The organism is Microcoleus sp. B4-D4, from assembly GCF_036705185.1.
GTDB lineage: Bacteria > Cyanobacteriota > Cyanobacteriia > Cyanobacteriales > Microcoleaceae > Microcoleus.
Genome location: NZ_JAUBTX010000037.1, coordinates 39,808 through 59,339, shown reverse-complemented (window position 1 = coordinate 59,339; position 19,532 = coordinate 39,808). Strand labels below are relative to the sequence as shown.

The 19,532-nt window shown below is 46.8% G+C and carries 11 protein-coding genes; 3 read left to right on the top strand and 8 right to left on the bottom strand.

What is annotated here, in order from left to right; translation table 11 throughout:
- Window positions 1–259: 259 nt before the first annotated feature.
- From blaOXA to QUB13_RS22755, 4 genes are all read right to left on the bottom strand, one after another.
- A complete protein-coding gene (blaOXA, locus tag QUB13_RS22770; RefSeq protein WP_333385143.1) occupies window positions 260–1,132 on the bottom strand; it encodes a class D beta-lactamase in 873 nt (290 codons plus the stop codon).
- Window positions 1,133–1,237: 105 nt separating this feature from the next.
- Complete coding sequence (locus tag QUB13_RS22765) at window positions 1,238–1,651, bottom strand: MAPEG family protein (RefSeq protein ID WP_333385140.1); 414 nt, start codon at window positions 1,649–1,651, stop codon at window positions 1,238–1,240.
- A 17-nt stretch (window positions 1,652–1,668) separates the two neighbouring features.
- Window positions 1,669–2,052, bottom strand: coding sequence for a DUF3037 domain-containing protein (locus tag QUB13_RS22760; RefSeq protein ID WP_333385137.1), 384 nt, complete (start codon window positions 2,050–2,052; stop codon window positions 1,669–1,671).
- Window positions 2,030–2,818, bottom strand: a complete 789-nt coding sequence (locus QUB13_RS22755) for a HipA family kinase (RefSeq protein ID WP_333385134.1) — start codon at window positions 2,816–2,818, stop codon at window positions 2,030–2,032. Before QUB13_RS22755 ends, QUB13_RS22760 begins: the two co-directional genes overlap by 23 nt.
- Before the next feature lie 170 nt (window positions 2,819–2,988).
- On the opposite strand from QUB13_RS22755, the gene QUB13_RS22750 reads away from it, so the two are divergent.
- On the top strand, window positions 2,989–3,528 hold the full coding sequence (locus tag QUB13_RS22750; RefSeq protein WP_333385131.1) for a protein-tyrosine phosphatase family protein: 540 nt from the start codon (window positions 2,989–2,991) through the stop codon (window positions 3,526–3,528).
- A 257-nt stretch (window positions 3,529–3,785) separates the two neighbouring features.
- On the opposite strand, the gene QUB13_RS22745 is transcribed toward QUB13_RS22750, so the two are convergent.
- From QUB13_RS22745 to rnhA, 4 genes are all read right to left on the bottom strand, one after another.
- Window positions 3,786–4,610, bottom strand: coding sequence for an alpha/beta fold hydrolase (locus tag QUB13_RS22745; RefSeq protein WP_333385127.1), 825 nt, complete (start codon window positions 4,608–4,610; stop codon window positions 3,786–3,788).
- 114 nt (window positions 4,611–4,724) lie between these two features.
- Window positions 4,725–6,578, bottom strand: coding sequence for an abortive infection protein (locus tag QUB13_RS22740; protein ID WP_333385124.1), 1,854 nt, complete (start codon window positions 6,576–6,578; stop codon window positions 4,725–4,727).
- Window positions 6,579–6,885: 307 nt separating this feature from the next.
- Entirely contained in the window at window positions 6,886–7,497 is a 612-nt protein-coding gene (locus tag QUB13_RS22735; RefSeq protein ID WP_333385122.1) for a pentapeptide repeat-containing protein, read from the bottom strand.
- A 200-nt stretch (window positions 7,498–7,697) separates the two neighbouring features.
- Window positions 7,698–8,603, bottom strand: a complete 906-nt coding sequence (gene rnhA / locus QUB13_RS22730) for a ribonuclease HI (RefSeq protein WP_333385119.1) — start codon at window positions 8,601–8,603, stop codon at window positions 7,698–7,700.
- A gap of 80 nt (window positions 8,604–8,683) precedes the next feature.
- On the opposite strand from rnhA, the gene QUB13_RS22725 reads away from it, so the two are divergent.
- Complete coding sequence (locus tag QUB13_RS22725; protein WP_333385114.1) at window positions 8,684–13,567, top strand: CHAT domain-containing protein; 4,884 nt, start codon at window positions 8,684–8,686, stop codon at window positions 13,565–13,567.
- Between the two features lie 426 nt (window positions 13,568–13,993).
- The gene (locus QUB13_RS22720) at window positions 13,994–19,390 is read left to right on the top strand and encodes an AAA family ATPase (RefSeq protein WP_333385111.1); all 5,397 of its coding nucleotides are present in this window, start codon (window positions 13,994–13,996) and stop codon (window positions 19,388–19,390) included.
- Window positions 19,391–19,532: the final 142 nt, after the last annotated feature.

Genomic DNA, 19,532 nt, shown 5'->3' with positions numbered 1-19,532 from the left:
GAGCTATCTGGAAACCGCAGATCGAGGCAGATTAACACAGATAAACTGTTACTCATATAGATTGTGTATGGCGATTGAGGGGGAGAGGGGGAGAAAGGGAGAGGGGGAGAAAGGGAGAGGGGGATCGGATTTTTGATTGTCATCAAAATATACAATTTAAATGCACAACAGCTTACACGCAGATGTTTTTCAAGATATGAAATGGTAAGATTTTAGAAGAATTATTGACACGCTTTTTATTAAAGAACAGATAAAGCATTTAAAGCAGCGCCAGATCCTTCAAGCAACGGCGCGTTAACTCGATTCTAGCTGCGGCATCGTTTGTACTGCGAATGTCAATGTTTGTGGCAAAAAAGTAAGCATTTGTATTCTGCTCTAAATAACCGACATACCAGCCGATTTCAGCCTTTGTTTGTTCTCCAAAGCCAGCCCAACCTGTTTTTGCCCTGATTGTGTAATTGGGAGTTTGCTCGACAATCATGATGTCTTTAACTAGAGAGAGCGAGCGATCGGAAAAGGGTAAGTCGTTTTTGTGGAGACGGCGCAAGAATTGAATTTGCTGGTTGGGCGTGATTCGCAGTTCTCCTTCTAACCAAAATTTATCGATATCATCTTTTTTCCCAATGTTTTGGTTGCCATAATCGGCTTTGGCTACCCATTTTTGCATTTGTTCGTGTCCGACTCGGCGCGCCAGAACTTGGTAAAACCAGACGGCGGAAAGTTTGATGGCTTCTCTCATATTGAGGTCTCGATTCCAGGCGGGAATTTGCCTTTGAATTCCATCCCAAGTAAGAATTGCAAGTTCATTGGAAATTACGCCTGTTTCTAAGGAAATCAGGGAGTTGAGAATTTTAAATGTAGATGCGGGTAAAAAAGCTGTACTGTTGCGCTGCGGGTTGTGTTGATAAAGCCGATCGCTATTCAAGTCATAAATGGCGATCGCCCCTTCAACCCCTAATTCTTGAAAGTGCCGTCCAAAATTGATTGTTTGAGCGACATCTCCTTGTCGGTGCGGAGATTGCTGCGGTGGAGTTGGTGCGGTTAAGGCTGATTGGGATGGCTGAATTAAAACAGCAGCAATGCAGCTTAATACGATTAAAATTAGAGCGATCGCGCGAAATATTCTGTTCATAAATTTTGATGTATCAGGTGCGTCAGACTTAGGCTGTCTGGGAAATAATTAGATTTTTGGCTTGACGCACCCTACAATATATGCGATCGTTGTGTAAGTTATCAACTACAAAACTGCCATAATAGTTAAGGCGACTAAACAGCTTAACTGAATTGCCAAACTCACAATCCGAAATTTGGGATCGAGGCCGGCAATGTGAATTATTGAGTGTATCAACCGAAAGACGATGTAGGTTACAATCAGCGCGTCTACGGCTGTTCCCGAAACACTCCTAACTGTTAGCAGGAAAACAACTCCTAAATACAAAGGTAGGTTTTCTACCAAGTTGGATTGTACTCGAAATAGTCGCCACAGCAAACTTTGATCGTTTGGTGTGCCGAAATCTTTGGGAGAACCGCCTGCAGATAGATGCCGAATCCTGACTGTCAGCAGCATGACTACAACTGCGATCGTCCACAGGATGAAAATTGCTAAACCCCAAAGCGGGAAGGTCATATTTGTTTGTTCAATTTGGATCATTTTTTTACCTTGCGAAACTATCGCACCATTGTATTGAGCAAATGTTCGATCGCGCTGGGTAGATTTTCGCACAAACCAGTGTGTACCCTAGATGTTTGAACGATCGTGCTGCGGGGTGCTACGAGCCAGTGAAAGCGCTCTCTGTGTGGAAGTTGACCGATCGCGCCAGATTCGGAGCCGCCCGCACAAATGACGGGAATGACTGCTAGGTGGTTGCGAATCAGTTCCAGATCCAAGGTTGAGTCGATCGCCCTCAAGCGCTCTTCGTCAATTTCGATCCGGGCTTCAAGAAATTTTTTGGTACCGCAAGAAACGATCGCCCCGACGTTGATAAACTCTTCGCGATCGACTTTGGGAACGACGCGGATAATGGCATAATCATACAGAAATCGAGCGGGCACTAATCGCTTCCTCCAAAAAAATATGTGTTGATTCTAGCCGATTTAGCAGGTACTCAATATAAGCATCGCGATGCTGGTTGCTGTCGGTGAAAGGCGAATTTCCCACCAGCCAAACATCGGGAATCAGTTGAACGATGTTGCGAATAATTTCTGGGGTTAGCATCTGAGTCATCTTGAAGTTTGCAGCTTCCAGATTGCTCGCAAAACGCAGCAAAACGTGGTCTTTAATTGCGGGAAAACGATCGCGGCTGCGGGATAGATAATCTTTCCAAGTGTGGTGGAAATACATCGCCGCACCGTGGTCGATCAGCCACAGCCGGCGGTGCCATACCAGCATATTTGCATTGCGCGGCGTGCGATCGATATTAGTGACAAAAGCATCGAACCAGACAATTTCCGAGGCCAGATCCGCCTCAGATTTGCCCGCTACGGGGTCAAAGGTGATGGAACCGGGAAGATAGTCAAGGGCGAGGTTGAGGCCTGCACTGGCGCGAATTAAATCTTGAATTTCCGGGTCTGGTTCCGTGCGCGCGAGTTCGGGATCGAGTTCCACAAACACGAGTTCGGGGATTGGTAGCCCGATCGCGCGCGCAATTTCTCCGGCTACTAACTCCGCGATTAAAGATTTTGCTCCCTGACCCGCACCGCGAAATTTGAGTACGTACATACCGTCATCGTCGGCTTCGACGATCGCCGGTAGCGAGCCTCCCTCGCGCAAAGGAGTGACATATCTGGTAGCATTGACTGTTCGCAAGCTGGGACTCATTCTATTTTCGATTTTAGATTTTAGATTTTCGATTGAAGAATTGGACTGGACTAGATTGCTCGTGTAAAATTTTGATTGAGTCAACTGCAGATGTCAGGCAGATTGACGCAAATCAACTCAGATACATTTTTATTTAAATAGTATAACTTGATATCAATTATAATATAATTATGTACAAATTTGCGGCGGCTTCTGAGGATGAATTAGTTGTGTTTGGTGCGGCAAAACCGGGATACGGCGATGCAGAAGTTGCTCGGTGGATTGATTTTATGCGGCGACAGAAGATCGATCGAGTTTGCTGTTTGCTTGCTGAGACTCAACTCGTCCGCTATGGTGATTTGCTGGGAAGCTATCGAAATGTTTTTGGGGGCGATCGCGTTTGCTGGGCTCCGATCGCCGATTTTGAATTTGCCAGTCGCGAAATTTTAATCGATCGCATTTTACCGTTTTTGGCATCTGCAGATAGCGCGGGCGATCGGGTGGTAGTTCACTGTAGCGGTGGAATCGGGCGCACAGGACACGTCTTGGCTGCTTGGTTAGTGTGCGGGCGGGGATTTTCTAACCAAGAGGCGATCGCGGCTGTCAAAAAAACTGGCAGAAATCCCTATGAAGCTGCGATCGCTGCTTTTTTGAAAGGTCGAAATCCTTGGCAAGTTGCTGGAGAACTTGATGCTTTGTTAGATTGCTGCCGCCGTGATTTTGGGAAGTAACATACCCCCTTTACGATCGGGCGGTTGAAACCGCGTCTGTACCAACAATGATATCAAATCCTCTCTTCATCGGAAGAGTAAATTCACAGTTAACAGTTGACAGTTAACAGTTAACAGTTAACAGTTAACATCATTCCGATGCAACCGGAAACGATATGACTAATGACTAATGACCAATGACCAACAACCAATAACTAATAACTAATAACTAATAACTAATAACCAACAACCAATAACCAACAACCAATAACTAATAACTAATGACTGCTCAATTGAGCCGCCACGGCTTCGGTGAAGGGAACCGGCGCATCAAGCTGCAACCAGTGGCTGGTTTCGGGTATGACGGCGGTGGCAATTTCGGGGCGGAGTATGTGGAGGCTGAAGGGCCATGAGTTGGCGGGTGCGATCACTGCTGCGATTCGCGCGCCCGGAGTTGCTAAGTAGCGATCGATCGCACCGACGGCGCTGTAAGCAAACATACCTTTGTACATACCGATCAGCCGATCGCGCGGGGTGGATGCGAGGCGCGCGATCGTAGTTTGGCGCGTCGCAGCCGTAGCGCCTTCGAGGGCTTGGGCGAACTTTTCCTCTGCAGCAGCGCGGTAGCCGTCGCCCGCCAGCGCTGCGAGGAAGGGAACCATCTGTTCCTCGTACACCGACGGCGGCAGGTAGTTAAAGTCACCGGGCGGATCTGCGAGAATGACGTGCGTCACCCGCGTTGGCGCGGAGGCGGCCGTGGCGAGGACGACAAATGCCCCGAAACTGTGCCCGACAAGGGCTACTTGCGGGAGATTCAGCGCGTCGAGGACGGCGATGATATCGGCGGCGCAGGCATCGGGGCTGTAGTCGCCGTCTGCGGGCGGATCGGATGCGCCGTGGCCCCGGAGGTCGATCGCCAGAATGCGCTGGTTTTGACCGAGATTTGCTCGCAAAAGTGCGCTCGTCTCGTCCCAGACTCCGATGTCGTAAGCCATACCGTGTACTAACAGGACGGGGATGGCTTGTGGTTCTTCGCCACTTACCGCGCCCGTGTCGGTGAGATTGAGTCGCCCCGCAGGGCCCGCGACAGTTGTAAAGTGCATAAAATGCCTCGACTTCTACAAGGACACAACAATGTTTTATTCTTAAACAATTTTGACTTCAAATTCGGCACCCCAACATTCATATATGGGTGCAGGTGGACTGTGGAAAGCGGGCTACAATGTCATCGGCGCTACAGGTTCAATCTCTCCATTAAAACCTCCGACCTGATTTGTTCGCAATACCCAAGCTTCCCCACCCTGTTCGAGAAAGGCTTGAGTCACTTCATCGCTTGTCAGACGCGGTAGAATTGTGCGCCAACTCAACAGGCTTCGGCGAATCTTTTGCAGCGGACGATCTTCTAAAGTGCTGCCCAAAACTTCATCTTGATTCTTCCAGTCGGCGCGTGCGGTTCCACAGGGCAACAGCAGCCGTTTTAACTCCTTGCTCAACTGTTCTAACTGCTTTAATTTATCTAATTCTTCGGGGTGTTGCTGTTTCGATGCTTCGATATTTGGGAGAGACAAAAGCGATCGAGCAATTTGCCGCATTGCTGCATACAAAGCTTGATTGGAGTCTTGAGTGCAATTGTAGTCAGGCCCAACAAACGTCCCTCCGGTGCCATCGCCAATCCGGTAACGAGCCGCCATGATTTCTAACTGGTAAATCAATCGATCGAGTGGCGATCGCTTCTGGCCGTTCTGGGTTTCATACTCGCTCGTGAAGGCATCGAATTCGATTATCGTATCGCAAACCGGGCGCAAACCAAAGCAGCCAAACTGTCTGTCGCCCATGTAGCGCGACCAATGCAAACTCCCAGCAATCAGCCCCTCCTGGTTGTGCGTATAGATTTGGTGATAAACAATATCAAACCGCAGTTCATTCGCCAGCGGTTCTCGCACGACTGTCGCCAGTCCGTAAGCAAAATGCCCGAAGTAGAGCGGAGTTTTGGTAGCTGGTTCTGCTTTTTTGCCTCCAATCCCACCATAGATGTGAATCAGTAAGGCTCGTTTTCCTTCGTGCCAATTAACTGGATTTCGATTTGATTTGAAACGGAGCAATGTCTTACTGGTTGTTCCCTTCTGAGCTACCAGATTGCTCCAAGACTCGTGTTTAAGGTAGTGTTTAACTGAGGTTTTGCCTGCAATCTGTCGGTCAGCTTCAACCTGCAACAAACTCCGAGGCGCGATCGCCTGCACGACAAATCGCCCCGATCGATCCGGCGCACCGTAAATATACCATCCACTTTCATTTAGGGGCGATTTCTCAATGTTTTTGCTGGTGGAAGAAGCATTCTGATTGCTATTGGCAATTACTGGAGGCAGGCTAACGATTTCTTGGGCTCCCGCAAATTGTCGCGAGGCGCGATCGAAGTGAATTACCTCAAACAAATCACCCTTCGGCTGAATCGATCGCACAAATTTCACTAACCCGTAATAACGTCCGGTAATTTGCACTGGTTCGCAAGCAACGGTCAGAATGTTGTTTTGTGCAAATTGTTCCACACCCACGGGTTCTTGCAGCATCACAATTACATCATCGTGAGGATGCGAACCTGCGATCGACTCTAGGGGATTAACTTGTCGCCAGTGATTGAGCCTAGTTGGGTGAACTATGCCTTTTTGTTGGCTGCGTTCAGCTTGAGGACTGAAATGCACGTCTTTCGTCACGGCCCGAACGTAGGCCTGCACCAGGCGATCGTCACTAAACCGCAGGATCGCAATTTGTCCCACCAAATGCTGAAATTCATCGGGCGCGTGATGAATTTCAAAAAACGCGCCTTGAATCGTTTGCCGTTGGTGAATGGCCGGCAAAATTAATCGCCCCATCCAAGGCGCAATGGGGCGGTAATATTCGGGCGACACAGATCGATCGATCGGATAAAACTCCGGTCGGTTGAAAGCCGCTTGCTGGTAGCGTTCGTAGTTACTCAATTTGTCGGAAACGGCTCGATTATTCTTTTGTGCAGTACCGAGCAATATCTCTCCTAATTGCTGCCAGAAGTGGCTGAGGGCAGTTTCATAGCTCATTGTATGGCAGTTGACAGTTGATTGTTGACAGTTGACAGTTTACAGCTAGATAGTACGAGCCTCAAACCGTTTTCGATCGAGGGTGAGCGTCCTCTCAATCTGGAGGTTATACCAATTTAAAAAAATAATGCAACAGTATTCTTGTCCCCCCCCTTACTAAGGGGGGGCTAGGGGGGGTCAAAGAGTATTGCATGATTTTAGATAAATGGTATTATTTCTGCCCATACCTACAGGTGGCGCGATCGCAAATATGAATCTTAATTGGAACGCGGAGCATAAATAATCTGCTCTCCCCCCGCCCCTTATTTTAGTCAACCATCGCCTCATTTAAGCAAGTTTTTCTTAAGTCACATCTACCTAAATTTGCACCTCTTAAATCTGCATTTTTTAAGTTAGCATTGCTTAAATCTGCATAACTCAAATTTGCGCCTCGGAGATTAGCATCTGATAAATTAGCTCCAACTAAATTAGCCCTGACCAGTTGCGCTCCACTCAAGTTACTGTCACTCAAATTTGCTCCCGGCATCTCCGCTGATGTTAAATTAGCTTGACTTAAATTCGTGCCGCCCAGGTCGGCCAAATTCAATTTTGCATAACTCAAATCAATCTTTTGCAAGCAGACTTTATCCAATTGAGCGCATCTCAAATTGGCATTAATAAAAAATCTGTCTCCCAGGGCATAACGGCGGAGCAATTCGTCCGCTGCTAACCGAATTAAAACTGTTTCGGAAGCATTTTGGTAGCACCACGATGCCTCCAGCAAACTAGCGGCTGCTTCAATTGCTACCTTGTCGGATTTAGGAAGAACCAAACTATTGCAGCCATCCCACTCACCCTTGAGCATAAATGCCATGTCAGAAGCTGCTGCAATTGAGTCGCATAACAAAACGGTTTCTTGTTTTGGTTGCAGCCAGTTCATTAAACCTATCGAACTCTTGTTTTTCACGGTTGGTTCGGGATTTGTTTGTTTTTCTTAATTATAGATAAAATTATTTTTAATGTGCTGAAACGGTAGGCACGCGGCGCGCACCTACCGTTATAGTTCGGGGAATTAACCCTAGATATCGCAGCAGGCAAAAGGCATTAGTCAGAATCTGACTAATGCCTGATGACTGATGACTAATCTGTTGTACTTACGTGGTCGATTCTCTCTAATTGCCAGAGAATTTGGTTTCCCTCGCGCCGCACGCGAGAAACTACCCAGTTGCGCCACACCCAATTGTCTCCGCGACTGGTGACAGCGCTGGCATTTACATCCATCAAATCAGCCAGTTCAGAACTGGTGATCAAGTAGCCCTTGGTGGCCACTTCATCGGCTGTGTGCAAAGTTTCTATCAGGTTGCGGAGTTCCTGAACTCTCACCTCGCGGGGCAAGTTCTCCAGGGTATCGGCAGTTGAATCCATCATGGTAGAGTTGGAGATCGGAAGGTCAGAAGATATGACATAGGATTCTATCGTTTTGTTACCAGTTGTGTCCGTTTCTTCCAAAACAATTGGGTTTTGCAAGTGTAGCGGCGGTGCCCCCGTACTCGCCCCAGTCCCGCCTGTGGTTGCTTTCTGCTGTTGCAGTTTGGGAGTGAGATTGTGGGAAAAGCTGCGGGCGATTTCGTCGCACCTGTCGTTGTAGAAGTTGCCGGAGTGGCCCCGGACGTGTTCCCACTGGATTTGTCGCGAATTCAGCTTGTCTAGCAGGTGCCAGAGGTCTTGGTTGACGACTTCTTTGCCCGTCGAGGTTTTCCAGCCTTTGTTTTTCCAGCCTTGAATCCATTTGGTGATGCCGTTTTTAACGTATTCACTGTCCGTGTAAAGGGTTACTGGTTCGGTTTGACCGGAATTAGCAAAAAATTCGAGCGCAGCGACTGCGGCCTGCATTTCCATGCGGTTGTTGGTGGTTTGGGGGTCTGATCCCCCGAGTTCGTGACAGTTGCCGTCGGCGTAGCAAACTACTGTACCCCAGCCGCCGGGGCCGGGATTGCCGGAACAAGCGCCGTCTGTGTACAAGCTTTTGATGGTGGGAGTTGTCATGAGGGAATTAATTTTTCATTTACAGGTAACTGGTTTGCAGGTGTAATAATTGAGGAAAATAGCGATCGACTGTAGCTGCCATGAAAAACGTCAACTTAAAGATTAAAAAGGTCGGGTTATTTATTTGTCCGTTTTCTTTGTTAATTTTTAATACTTTGGCGCAAGCACAGCCAATAGTCCCGGCTGCTGACGGTACTGGCACTGCTGTTACCCGCACCGGCAACCGCTACGATATCAATGGCGGCAGTTTGTCGGGAGACGGGGCGAATCTTTTTCATAGTTTTGGCCAATTCGGCTTAAATCAAGGTCAAATTGCTAATTTTCTGACTAATTCGGCTATTCAAAATATATTAGCTCGCATTGCTGGCGGCGACGCTTCACTCATTAATGGCTTAATTACTGTCACGGGCGGCAATTCTAATCTGTTTCTGATTAATCCTGCGGGGATTGTGTTTGGCCCGCAGGCGAGTTTGAATGTGCCGGGGGCTTTCACTGCGACTACTGCGACGAATGTCGGTTTTGGTTCTAATTGGTTTAATGCTGCGGGTACAAATAATTTTAGCGCGTTAGTTGGTGCGCCAAATGCTTTTTATTTTGGCGGGACTCAACCGGGGAGTATTGTTAATGCTGGTAATTTGGCTGTGACTCCGGGCAAGAGTTTATCTTTGTTGGGCGGTACGGTTGTTAGTACGGGGCAGTTGTCGGCACCGGGAGGGCAAATTACTGTTGCTGCGGTTCCGGGGGAGAATGTTTTGCGTATCAGTCAACCGGGGCTTTTGTTGAGTTTGGAGATATCAACGGGCGGGAATTTTGGGAATTCTCCACAAGGTTTAAATCCTGTTTCTTTGCCGCAGTTGCTGACAGGTACGGGGCAAAATCAGGCGACTGGTGTTGTGGTTGCGGATGACGGTAGCGTGCGGCTAGTGGGTTCTGGTTTGCTGGTGAATTCTGGGGATGTGGCGATTGCTGCTGGGAATATGTCTGCGTTGGATCAATTGAATGCGGGAAGTGCGAATTTATGGGCTGCAGGAAATCTGACGTTAGCGGGGACTAGGTTGCAAACTGCGGGGGATTTGAGTTTGCTGGCAGGGGATGCGGTGCGGGTTCGAGATAGCGTTCAGAATCCGTTTTTGGCGCGGGCTGGGGGGAATTTAGAGGTGCGGGCCGATCGCGCGATCGACATTCTCACTCAAAATGCTACTGGCGGCTTGTCTCTTCCGCCGCAATTCCAAAGCGCAGGCAATTTGAGTTTAGTTAGCAACGGCACGATTTCGGGGGATTCTCACTTTGTTGCGGGAGGCAATTTTTCGGTGCGGAATTTGTCGGGAATGCCGGGAAATTTTGTGAGTTTATTTGACCCGATTATCAGTTCCGAAGGAGATGTTTTCTTTGGGGATTATACTGGTGTTTCTCTGAAAGTAGAGGCGAGGGGAAGTATTGTTGGTGAAAATATTACTATTACTGGCCCGGATTTGGCATTGCAGACTGAAAATGTGAATTCCGACCCAGATATTGCGATTTTAACCAGCAGTCCGGCTTTGATTCTGCGGGCGGGAGTGGCAAATTTGGCCAATTCTGTTAATGTTTCTCCTGACATTTTAGGTGAGGATGGAAATTTCACTGCGGAGCCTGTTTTTAGCAGAAATTTGATTGCTGTGGAAAATATTTTAGCAGCCGGGCCGGTGATTTTGTCGGCAACGGGAGATGTGCAAACTAGAGATATTAACGGGGGACAAGTTAGCCTCGAAAGCAGGGAAGCTGGAGTAGTGGTTGGGGGCAGATTAACGTCGAGTTCGACAATTAATATTCAAGCTCTCAACAATATTATATTAACCAATGATATTTCTCCCAATGATATCAACGGCAATATTAGTCTGAATACGACTGGGGGTAATATTGTAACCGGTGCGATCGACACTGGGAATTCTGGGGCGATCGCCTTTACAGCTTTTGGCAATGTGAATTTTGGGAATTTGCAGGGTTCTCAAGTTAATATTACCAGTAGCTCAGGGACTCTGGGAGTTTTGACCGATCCGAATACAATTGTCCCGAATACAACACCCGCCAATATTACAGCCACCGAAAATCTCACTTTGGCAGCTTCGGGCGACTTAACCGTAGGGAACCTCGCGGGTGCTACTCTCAGGGCTAGCAGCAGCAGCGGAAGTGTCGCTACGGGTACGATCGCCACTACGGGAGATGTCAGAATTTTAGCAGGACAACAAATCAACACGGGGGCGATCGCTGTTAATCCTGCCACAAATCCAGTTAATCCTGCGATTCCCACAGTCAATTTGGACGCCCAAACTAATATTAATGTGGCATCGATTGATGCTGCCGCCGCCAGCGTTGCTTTGAGAGCTTCTAGCGACTTAAATACTGGGAATTTGCAGGGTGCTGCAGTTGATGTTAATAGTGATGGGGGAAATATTGCGATCGGCAATACTGCGTCAACTGGAAATATCAATGTAAGAAGTGCGGGAAATGTGAATTCAGGGGATTTGCGGGGTGTGGCTGTTAATATTAACAGCAGTGCGGGGACAATTGGAGTTACCAGTGCTACCGCCACCAGCAATGTGAATTTGACAGCTTTGGGCAATATAAATTCAGGTATTTTACAGGGAAGTGATGTTTCAGTTAATAGTAATGCTGGAAGCATTCAGACTGCAAATGTTACCGCAGCTAACGGTGTCAGCTTCACAGCATCTGGCGATGTCAATGCTGGAAATTTGCAGGGAGTTATAGTTGATTTAGTTAGCAGCAGGGGAAATGTCAGCACTGGCAATATTAATGCTTCATCAATTGTGGATATTTTAGCGGGAGGGCAGATCGGAACTGGGGAAATAGATGTTAATCTTTCGGGGCGCGGCCGCAATCCTGCAGTCAATATTAACGCTCAAAATGATATTAGCATTGTATCGGTCTATGCTCCGGGCGCTAAAGTTGATATCGCAACTCCGGGTTTGGTGCGAGTGACTGGTACTTTTGACCAAAACCGCACTGTGAGTGTCTCAACGCTTGGTGGCGATCAACCGGGTACAGTCAGGATCGCCCACGGCGGCGGGGATGTCAATCCGCCGATACCTTTTGCGGTGGGAGATGCGGCGGTTAACGGGACTGCTGGGGCGATCGCCAGCAATGCTGCAGGTACAATTGCTCAGGGACAATCTTTCATCAATTCTTACACTCAGGGCAATAGTGCGATCGTCACTACCAACCAACCAAATAATCCCAATAATCCGAACAATCCCAATAATCCCAACAATCCCAACAATCCCAACAATCCCAACAATCCCAACAATCCCAACAATCCTAATAATCCGAACAATCCCAACAATCCCAACAATCCCAACCAACCAAATAATCCAAATAATCCCGACAATCCCAACCAACCAAATAATCCGAACAATCCGAACAATCCGAACAATCCGAACAATCCGAACAATCCGAACAATCCGAACAATCCGAACAATCCCAATAATCCCAATTCGCTGCCGCCATCACTCAGGGATAGATTTCCAGATCGAGGGCGATCGATTTTTCCCGAACCAAACGAACCCCTTAACTCCCAACAGCAACGGAATCAAAACAGAATATCGCGAGATATAGAAAAACTCCGAGAAAGGCTGCCGCCGGAAAGAATCCAATCTCAGAGAGGACTGAGAAATGTGATCAATTCAAATATCAGAGATTCAGTTATTCAGTCAGCATTTCGCAGTGAAATCGGCAGAAATTTGGATGTCGGTCAAATATCGGCAGCTTTACCTCTGCTGGAAAAATCTTTCAGCCAAGAATTCCGGGAATATTTCGGTATCAACGTCAGCAGCGACGAGTTGCTATCCCCAGACGAAATCAAGAAAAAGTTAGCATCTGCGGGTGCAGAAACGGGCACGAAACCCAGCTTAATTTATCTGTTTTCGCGAGAAGAAAAATTAGATTTAATGTTAGTAACTTCTTGCGGTGCAGTAGTTCACAAAACGGTGTCGGAAGCAAATCGGGAAGAATTGCTGAAAGTTGTAACTGAATTCAGGGGTGAGATTACTAAGCCTGGGGCGCGGACTACTACGAGTTATCTACCATCAGCCCAAAAGCTTTATAAGTGGATGGTTGCGCCTTTGGAGGAGGATTTGCAAAAGTGCGAAACGGATACTATTTCCTTTGTTGTCGATCGGGGTTTGAGAGGTATGCCCTTTGCTGCTTTGCACGACGGAAAGCAATTTTTGGTGGAAAAATACAGTCTCAGTTTGATGCCGAGTATTAATTTAACAGATAGTCGCTACGTCGATCTCAGAAATTCTCAAGTTCTAGCAATGGGCGCGTCGCAATTTTCACAGTTGAATCCTTTACCTGCAGTTCCTGCAGAAATAGCAGCTATTTCGCGAGAGTGGCCGGGAGCAAGTTTTCTGAATGAGGGTTTCACTTTAGAGAATTTGAAACGACAGCATCAAAGCCGGCCTTTTGGAATTATTCACTTAGCTACTCACGGCGAATTTCGTCCGGGGGCTCCGAGTAATTCTTTTATTCAGTTGTGGGATAGTCGGCTAAGACTGGATCAATTACAGAATTTGAGATTGAATAATCCGCAGGTGAATTTGTTAGTTTTAAGTGCTTGTCGGACTGCTGTGGGTGATGAAAGTGCGGAGTTGGGTTTTGGCGGTTTGGCGCTGCAAGCGGGGGTGCAAACGGCTTTGGGGAGTTTGTGGTATGTTTCGGATGAGGGTACTTTGGGATTGATGAATGAGTTTTACCAGCATTTGAAGACTGCGCCAATTAAGGCTGCGGCGCTGCGAGAAGCGCAAATTGCGATGTTGCGGGGTGATGTGCGTTTGGAGGGCGGCAAGTTGCGGGGTTCGAGTCGGGGCGAGGGGGTGGAGTTGCCGCAATCTTTGCAGGGGTTTGCTGATTTGAAGTTGTCGCATCCTTATTATTGGTCGGCTTTTGTGATGATTGGCAGTCCGTGGTGAAAAGATATTAATATTCCTTTTCTTCTATTAGATCATTTCAGGTTACACCGTCAGGTGATGTTGACTGTTGACTGTTCACTGTTTACTGTTTACTGTCAACCGTCAACAGTGAAATCGAATTTACCATTCCGATGAATAGAGGATTTGATATTACTTAGCACGGCAATTTTCCGAGGATTTTAATGATTGGCAGTCTGTTTTTCCATTTTGTATTTTCCCCGCAGCGCGTGGCATTACTTGAATTTGCGGTTCGGTTAGCAGCGAAGTGGTTGGTAAAGCCGACAGAAACGAGCGATTGAAAGCCAAGAGATGCCGAAAAACTAAACAGGAGTTAAAAAACCCTATTTTTTTCGTTTCTAACGCGCTATTATTTACAGAAAGCTGGTGCGTTGTGACTTAGCGTTAATTTTTAGCAGAAAAATCAATATGCTCTCGATTCCAGGCGTTGCCGTCCAGACACTGCTCTATGAAAGTGCTAACTCTCTGGTTTACCGGGCCATTCGGGAAGCGGATCGTCAACCGCTGATCCTCAAACTTCTCAAAGAAAGCTACCCCACACCTCAAGAATTGCTGCGCTACCGCACCGAATATCGCATCACCCGAGAGCTGAAAGAGGCGGGAGTCGTGCGAGTCTATGATTTGCAAAAATACCAAAACAGCCTCGTGATTTTTGTGGAGGACTTTGGCGGGGAATCCTTGAAAATATGGATGCTGCGGCGAAAGTTTAGCCTCAAGGAGTTTCTGCAAATTGCGATCGCCACTACTGAAACTTTAGGGCAAATTCACGCAGCTAACATCATCCACAAAGATATTAACCCCTCAAATATTGTTTATAACCCGGAAACGGGGCAACTCAAAATTATCGACTTTGGTATTTCCACTCAGCTAACGCGAGAAATGCCAACCCTGAAAAACCCCAGCATTTTAGAAGGCACCCTCGCTTACATCTCGCCGGAACAAACAGGCAGGATGAATCGCTCTATCGATTACCGAACTGACTTTTACTCCCTCGGTGTCACCTTCTACGAATTGCTGACAGGAAAATTACCTTTCGAGACAGAAGATGCTTTAGAAATCGTTCACTGTCACATTGCCAGACAGCCAATTCCTCCCCACGAAATCAAGCCAGGAATCCCCCTAATTGTCTCCCAAATAGTCAGTAAATTGATGGCGAAAAATGCCGAAAACCGCTATCAAACAGCAGTGGGTATCAAGCAGGATTTAGAAATATGTCAGGTTACATTACAAGAAAACGAGAGCATAGAAGAATTTGACTTGGGAACGCATGATATTACAGATAATTTCCTGATTCCCGAAAAATTATACGGCAGAGAAACAGAAGTTTTCGAGCTATTAGCTGCCTTTGAAAGAGTTGGTAATGCTACTGCCGAAATGATGCTAGTCGCTGGCTCCTCTGGAATTGGTAAAACCGCAGTAGTGAACGAAGTCCACAAGCCGATCGCCCGACAGCGCGGTTATTTCATCAAAGGCAAATACGACCAGTTCCAGCGCAATATCCCGTTCAGTGCATTTGTGCAAGCATTTCGGGAATTGATGGGACAATTATTATCAGAAAGTGACGCTCAGTTAGACAGATGGAAAACCCTGATCCTCACAGCAGTAGGCGAGAGCGGGCAAGTCTTGATTGACGTAATTCCTGAATTAGAACGCATCATTGGCGCTCAAAATCCAGCACTAAAATTGTCGGGGAGTGCCGCCCAAAATCGCTTCAATCTGCTGATGCAGAAATTTGTGCAAGTATTTACTACTGCTGAACATCCCTTAGTGATGTTTCTGGACGATTTGCAGTGGGCGGATTCAGCATCTTTGAAATTGCTACAACTATTGATGGAAGATACGGGGCATCTCTTGGTATTGGGTGCTTATCGGGATAATGAGGTATCACCTGCTCATCCGTTTATGTTGGCGGTGGATGAGATTGTGAAGTCTGGGGCCACGGTGAATACGATTACGCTGCAACAATTGCGTTTAGCAGATCTCAATCAGTTGGTAGCAGATACACTGATTTGCGATTTATCTTTAGCCGAACCCCTGACAGAATTGGTTTATCAAAAAACCCAAGGTAATCCCTTTTTCTCGACTCAATTCCTCAAGGCGTTGTATGAAGATGGTCACATTATCTTTAACCACCCTCAATCCCCCACCCCCCTTTCATCCCCCCTTACCAAGGGGGGACAGAGGGGGGTACAAGGGGGGTGGCAGTGCGATATCGATCGAGTTAAATTTGCCGGCACCTCGGATGTGGTGGAGTTTATGGTGGCGCAATTCCAGAAGTTGCCTGCCCAAACTCAGGATGTTCTCAAACTTGCCGCGTGTATTGGGGCGCAGTTTGATTTAGAGACATTGGCAACAGTCAGCGAAGAATTACCAGAAGCGACGGCATCAGCGCTGTGGAAAGCCTTGCAAGAAGGACTCATTTTAGTAATTTCCGAAGGCTATAACTTTATTCAAGTAGATGCTCAATCTCCGAATCAGTCTGTTGCTAATCCAACTTATAAGTTCCTGCACGATCGCGTCCAGCAAGCGGCTTATTCATTGATTCCCGACAACCAAAAACAAGCCACTCATCTGAAAATTGGCCGGTTGCTGCTACAAAGTTCTTCCGAGATAGAAATCGAAGAAAAAATCTTTGATATTGTGGGGCATTTAAATCTAGGAATTGAGTTAATCAATCAATTAAGTGAACGCTCAGCTTTAGGCCAACTCAACTTAGAAGCTGGACGCAAGGCCAGAAATTCTACCGCCTACGCTGCGGCAAATATCTATCTGCAAATAGGAATTGAGCTACTGACACCTGAATGCTGGCAAACTCAATATGAATTGACCCTAAATCTCTATATTGCTGCAGCCGAAACTGCTTATTTGAATGGTGACTTTGATGGTATGGAACAGATGGCAGCACTGGTTTTGCAAGAAGCTCAGACAATTTTAGATCGAGTTAAAATTTACGAAATTCAAATTGCTGCTCAGACAGCCCTGAGCAAGGTTTTAGAAACGATCGCAGTAGCAAGAGACGCACTGTTACAACTGGGGATTGAACTTCCTGCCGAACCTGATGAAGCCAAGATGGGCAAAGCGCTGCAAGCCCTTGCGGGGCAACTAAGCGGCCGAAAAATTGAGGAATTGGTTGACTTACCTGTGATGACAAATCCAGAGACTCAGGCAGCTATGCAACTGTCTGGTATGTTGTTTCCACCCATTTTCCAGGGAATGCCCGGTTTGCTGCCCCTGCTGAGCTCCACGATGGTGAGTTTATCGCTCTCTTTTGGGAATGCGCCCGCATCGACAGTGGGTTATGCGATGCACGGGATGGTGTTATGTGCCTTTTTGGGAGAGGTAAAAACGGGCTATGTTTTTGGGCAATTGGCACTCTCATTGCTCGATCGGTTGAATGTACCCGAATTCAAGTCCACAGTTCTGCTTTTGTTTGGCGGTTGGATTCAGCACCGCCAAGAATCTCTTTTGGCAACGATACCGACGCTGAAAGAGGGCTATAGGTTGGGTATGGAAACAGGCGATTTTGTAGACGCTGGATACAACATATATATTTGTTTTTATACTTATTTATTCGCTGGTGTAGAACTAGATACTTGGGAATCAGAAATAGCAAGTTTCAGGGCTGTCATGGCGCAGTTGAAACAATATTCTGCTCGGATTTATTTGGATATGATTCAGCAGACGGTGCAAAACTTGAGAGAAACCCGTATTCGGCCGGATTTGTTAATAGGATCTGCCTATGATGAAACGGTGATGATTCCCAAGCACTATCAGGATAATGAATTTACGGCGATCGCCTGTGCCTGCATTTTCCAACTGCTGCTTGCTTACTGCTATGGCAATTACACGGCGGCCCTAGACCACATTACCCAAGTCCAACAGTATTTGATGGGAGTATCTGGATCGGCTTTTGTACCCATTTTTCATTTTTATGCTGCCCTGACGCACCTGGCACTTTTTCCCGCACAGCCAGAAACGAAGCAAACTGAAATTCTTGGCTTAGTGGAAACCCATCAAAGCACGCTGCAACAGTGGGCGAACAATGCTCCGATGAATTATCTGCATAAATGGCATTTAGTTGAAGCAGAACGGCAACGGGTGTTGGGCAATAAAGCCGAGGCGATTGAAATGTACGATCGCGCAATTTCTGGAGCCAAAAAAAACAAATATGTTAATGACGAAGCCCTGGCAAACGAACTCGCAGCAAAATTCTACGGCGAATGGGGCAAAACAAAAATTGCTCAAGCCTACATATTTGAGGCGTACTATTGTTATGTTGAATGGGGAGCAACTGCTAAGGTAACAGATTTAGAAACGCGATATCCCCAATTATTTATTGTAACTCAACCGGGAAGGAAAAACACTCAAACTACCGTAGCAATGACAACGACTGGTTCGGGGAATCACCTAGATATCAGCGCAGTGATGAAGGCTTCTCACGCGATTTCCGGCGAAATATTGCTGGATAAACTACTGTCTAGCTTGATGAAAATTTTGATGGAAAATGCAGGGGCGCAAAGAGGCTATCTGATTTTGTCAAGCCAGGGACAACTGTTAATTGAAGCGGAAGGGGCAATCGATGACGAACAAGTCACCGTGCTGCACTCAATCCCTGTTGATAATTGTCAAGAACTTTGTTCTGCGATTGTCAATTATGTGTCCCGCACTCAAGAAAGTGTGGTACTAGATGATGCTGTGCGATCGGGACAATTTACCAACGACCCCTACATTCAAAAGCATCAGCCAAAATCAATTTTATGCGTGCCGCTGATCGATCGATCTCAAATCGTCAGTATTGTTTACCTAGAAAACAATCTGACAGCAGGAGCTTTTACGCCAGAAAGAGTGGAATTATTAAAAGTGTTATCTGGACAGGCGGCTATTTCTATTCAAAATTCTAAGCTTTATACAGAAGTACGCGAAAATGAAACTAGGCTGGCTCAACTCAACAAAGCTTACGAGCGATTTGTACCCTATCAATTTCTCCAATTTCTAAATAAATCAAGCATCGTGGATGTGGAATTGGGCGACCAAGTGCAGTTAGAAATGTCGGTATTGTTTTCAGATATTCGCGATTTTACAACACTTTCGGAAACTATGACACCGGAGAATAATTTCAAATTTATCAATTCCTATCTTTCTCGCATGGAACCCGTGATTAATGAAAATAAGGGGTTTATTGATAAATATATTGGCGATGCGATTATGGCGCTGTTTAGCGGTGAGGCGGATAATGCGGTGAAAGCGGGAATTGCGATGCTGCACCGTCTCGTTGAATACAATCAATACTGCGCTAATTCAGGCTGTGCCCCGATTCAGATTGGGATTGGGATTAATACGGGTTCTTTGATGCTGGGAACGGTGGGAGGACAAAATCGCATGGATGGGACAGTAATCAGCGATGCCGTTAATTTAGCTTCTCGCGTGGAAAGTTTGACAAAAAATTATGGGGTGGCGCTGTTAATTACTCAGCCAACTTATTCGCGCCTGAAAAATCCATCTCAGTATGCAATCCGCACTCTCGACACGGTAAAAGTCAAGGGAAAATCGGAAGCGGTGACGATTTATGAGGTGTTTGATGCCGACAGGCCAGAAATCAAAGCGGGCAAGTTAGCTACGCTGGAATTGTTTGCAGAAGCGAGGGCAATTTACTTGGAAGGGAATGTGGCTGAAGCGGCGCGGCTGTTTTCCGAGTGTTGGCGTCAGAATCAGGCCGATCGCGCGGCTAAAATTTATTGGGAACGCTGTCAGTCTGCATTGGGGACTCGCACAAAAATCAAAGACAGGCTACACAATTTAAATTAAGCGGTTGCTATACCTGAAAATCAAATCAAAAGTGCGATCGACTGTTGATGCACCATACAAATTAGGCGATCGAAATCGGGGCAACCACAAAGTATTTGCAGGCTGCTGCCCGAAAAACTAAACATTTGTTACACAAACAAAA

Coding starts and splice junctions, on each gene's coding strand:
- blaOXA (WP_333385143.1), bottom strand. CDS start 1,132: ATGAACAGAATATTTCGCGCGATCGCTCTAATTTTAATCGTATTAAGC.
- QUB13_RS22765 (WP_333385140.1), bottom strand. CDS start 1,651: ATGATCCAAATTGAACAAACAAATATGACCTTCCCGCTTTGGGGTTTA.
- QUB13_RS22755 (WP_333385134.1), bottom strand. CDS start 2,818: ATGAGTCCCAGCTTGCGAACAGTCAATGCTACCAGATATGTCACTCCT.
- QUB13_RS22750 (WP_333385131.1), top strand. CDS start 2,989: ATGTACAAATTTGCGGCGGCTTCTGAGGATGAATTAGTTGTGTTTGGT.
- QUB13_RS22745 (WP_333385127.1), bottom strand. CDS start 4,610: ATGCACTTTACAACTGTCGCGGGCCCTGCGGGGCGACTCAATCTCACC.
- QUB13_RS22740 (WP_333385124.1), bottom strand. CDS start 6,578: ATGAGCTATGAAACTGCCCTCAGCCACTTCTGGCAGCAATTAGGAGAG.
- QUB13_RS22735 (WP_333385122.1), bottom strand. CDS start 7,497: ATGAACTGGCTGCAACCAAAACAAGAAACCGTTTTGTTATGCGACTCA.
- rnhA (WP_333385119.1), bottom strand. CDS start 8,603: ATGACAACTCCCACCATCAAAAGCTTGTACACAGACGGCGCTTGTTCC.
- QUB13_RS22725 (WP_333385114.1), top strand. CDS start 8,684: ATGAAAAACGTCAACTTAAAGATTAAAAAGGTCGGGTTATTTATTTGT.
- QUB13_RS22720 (WP_333385111.1), top strand. CDS start 13,994: ATGCTCTCGATTCCAGGCGTTGCCGTCCAGACACTGCTCTATGAAAGT.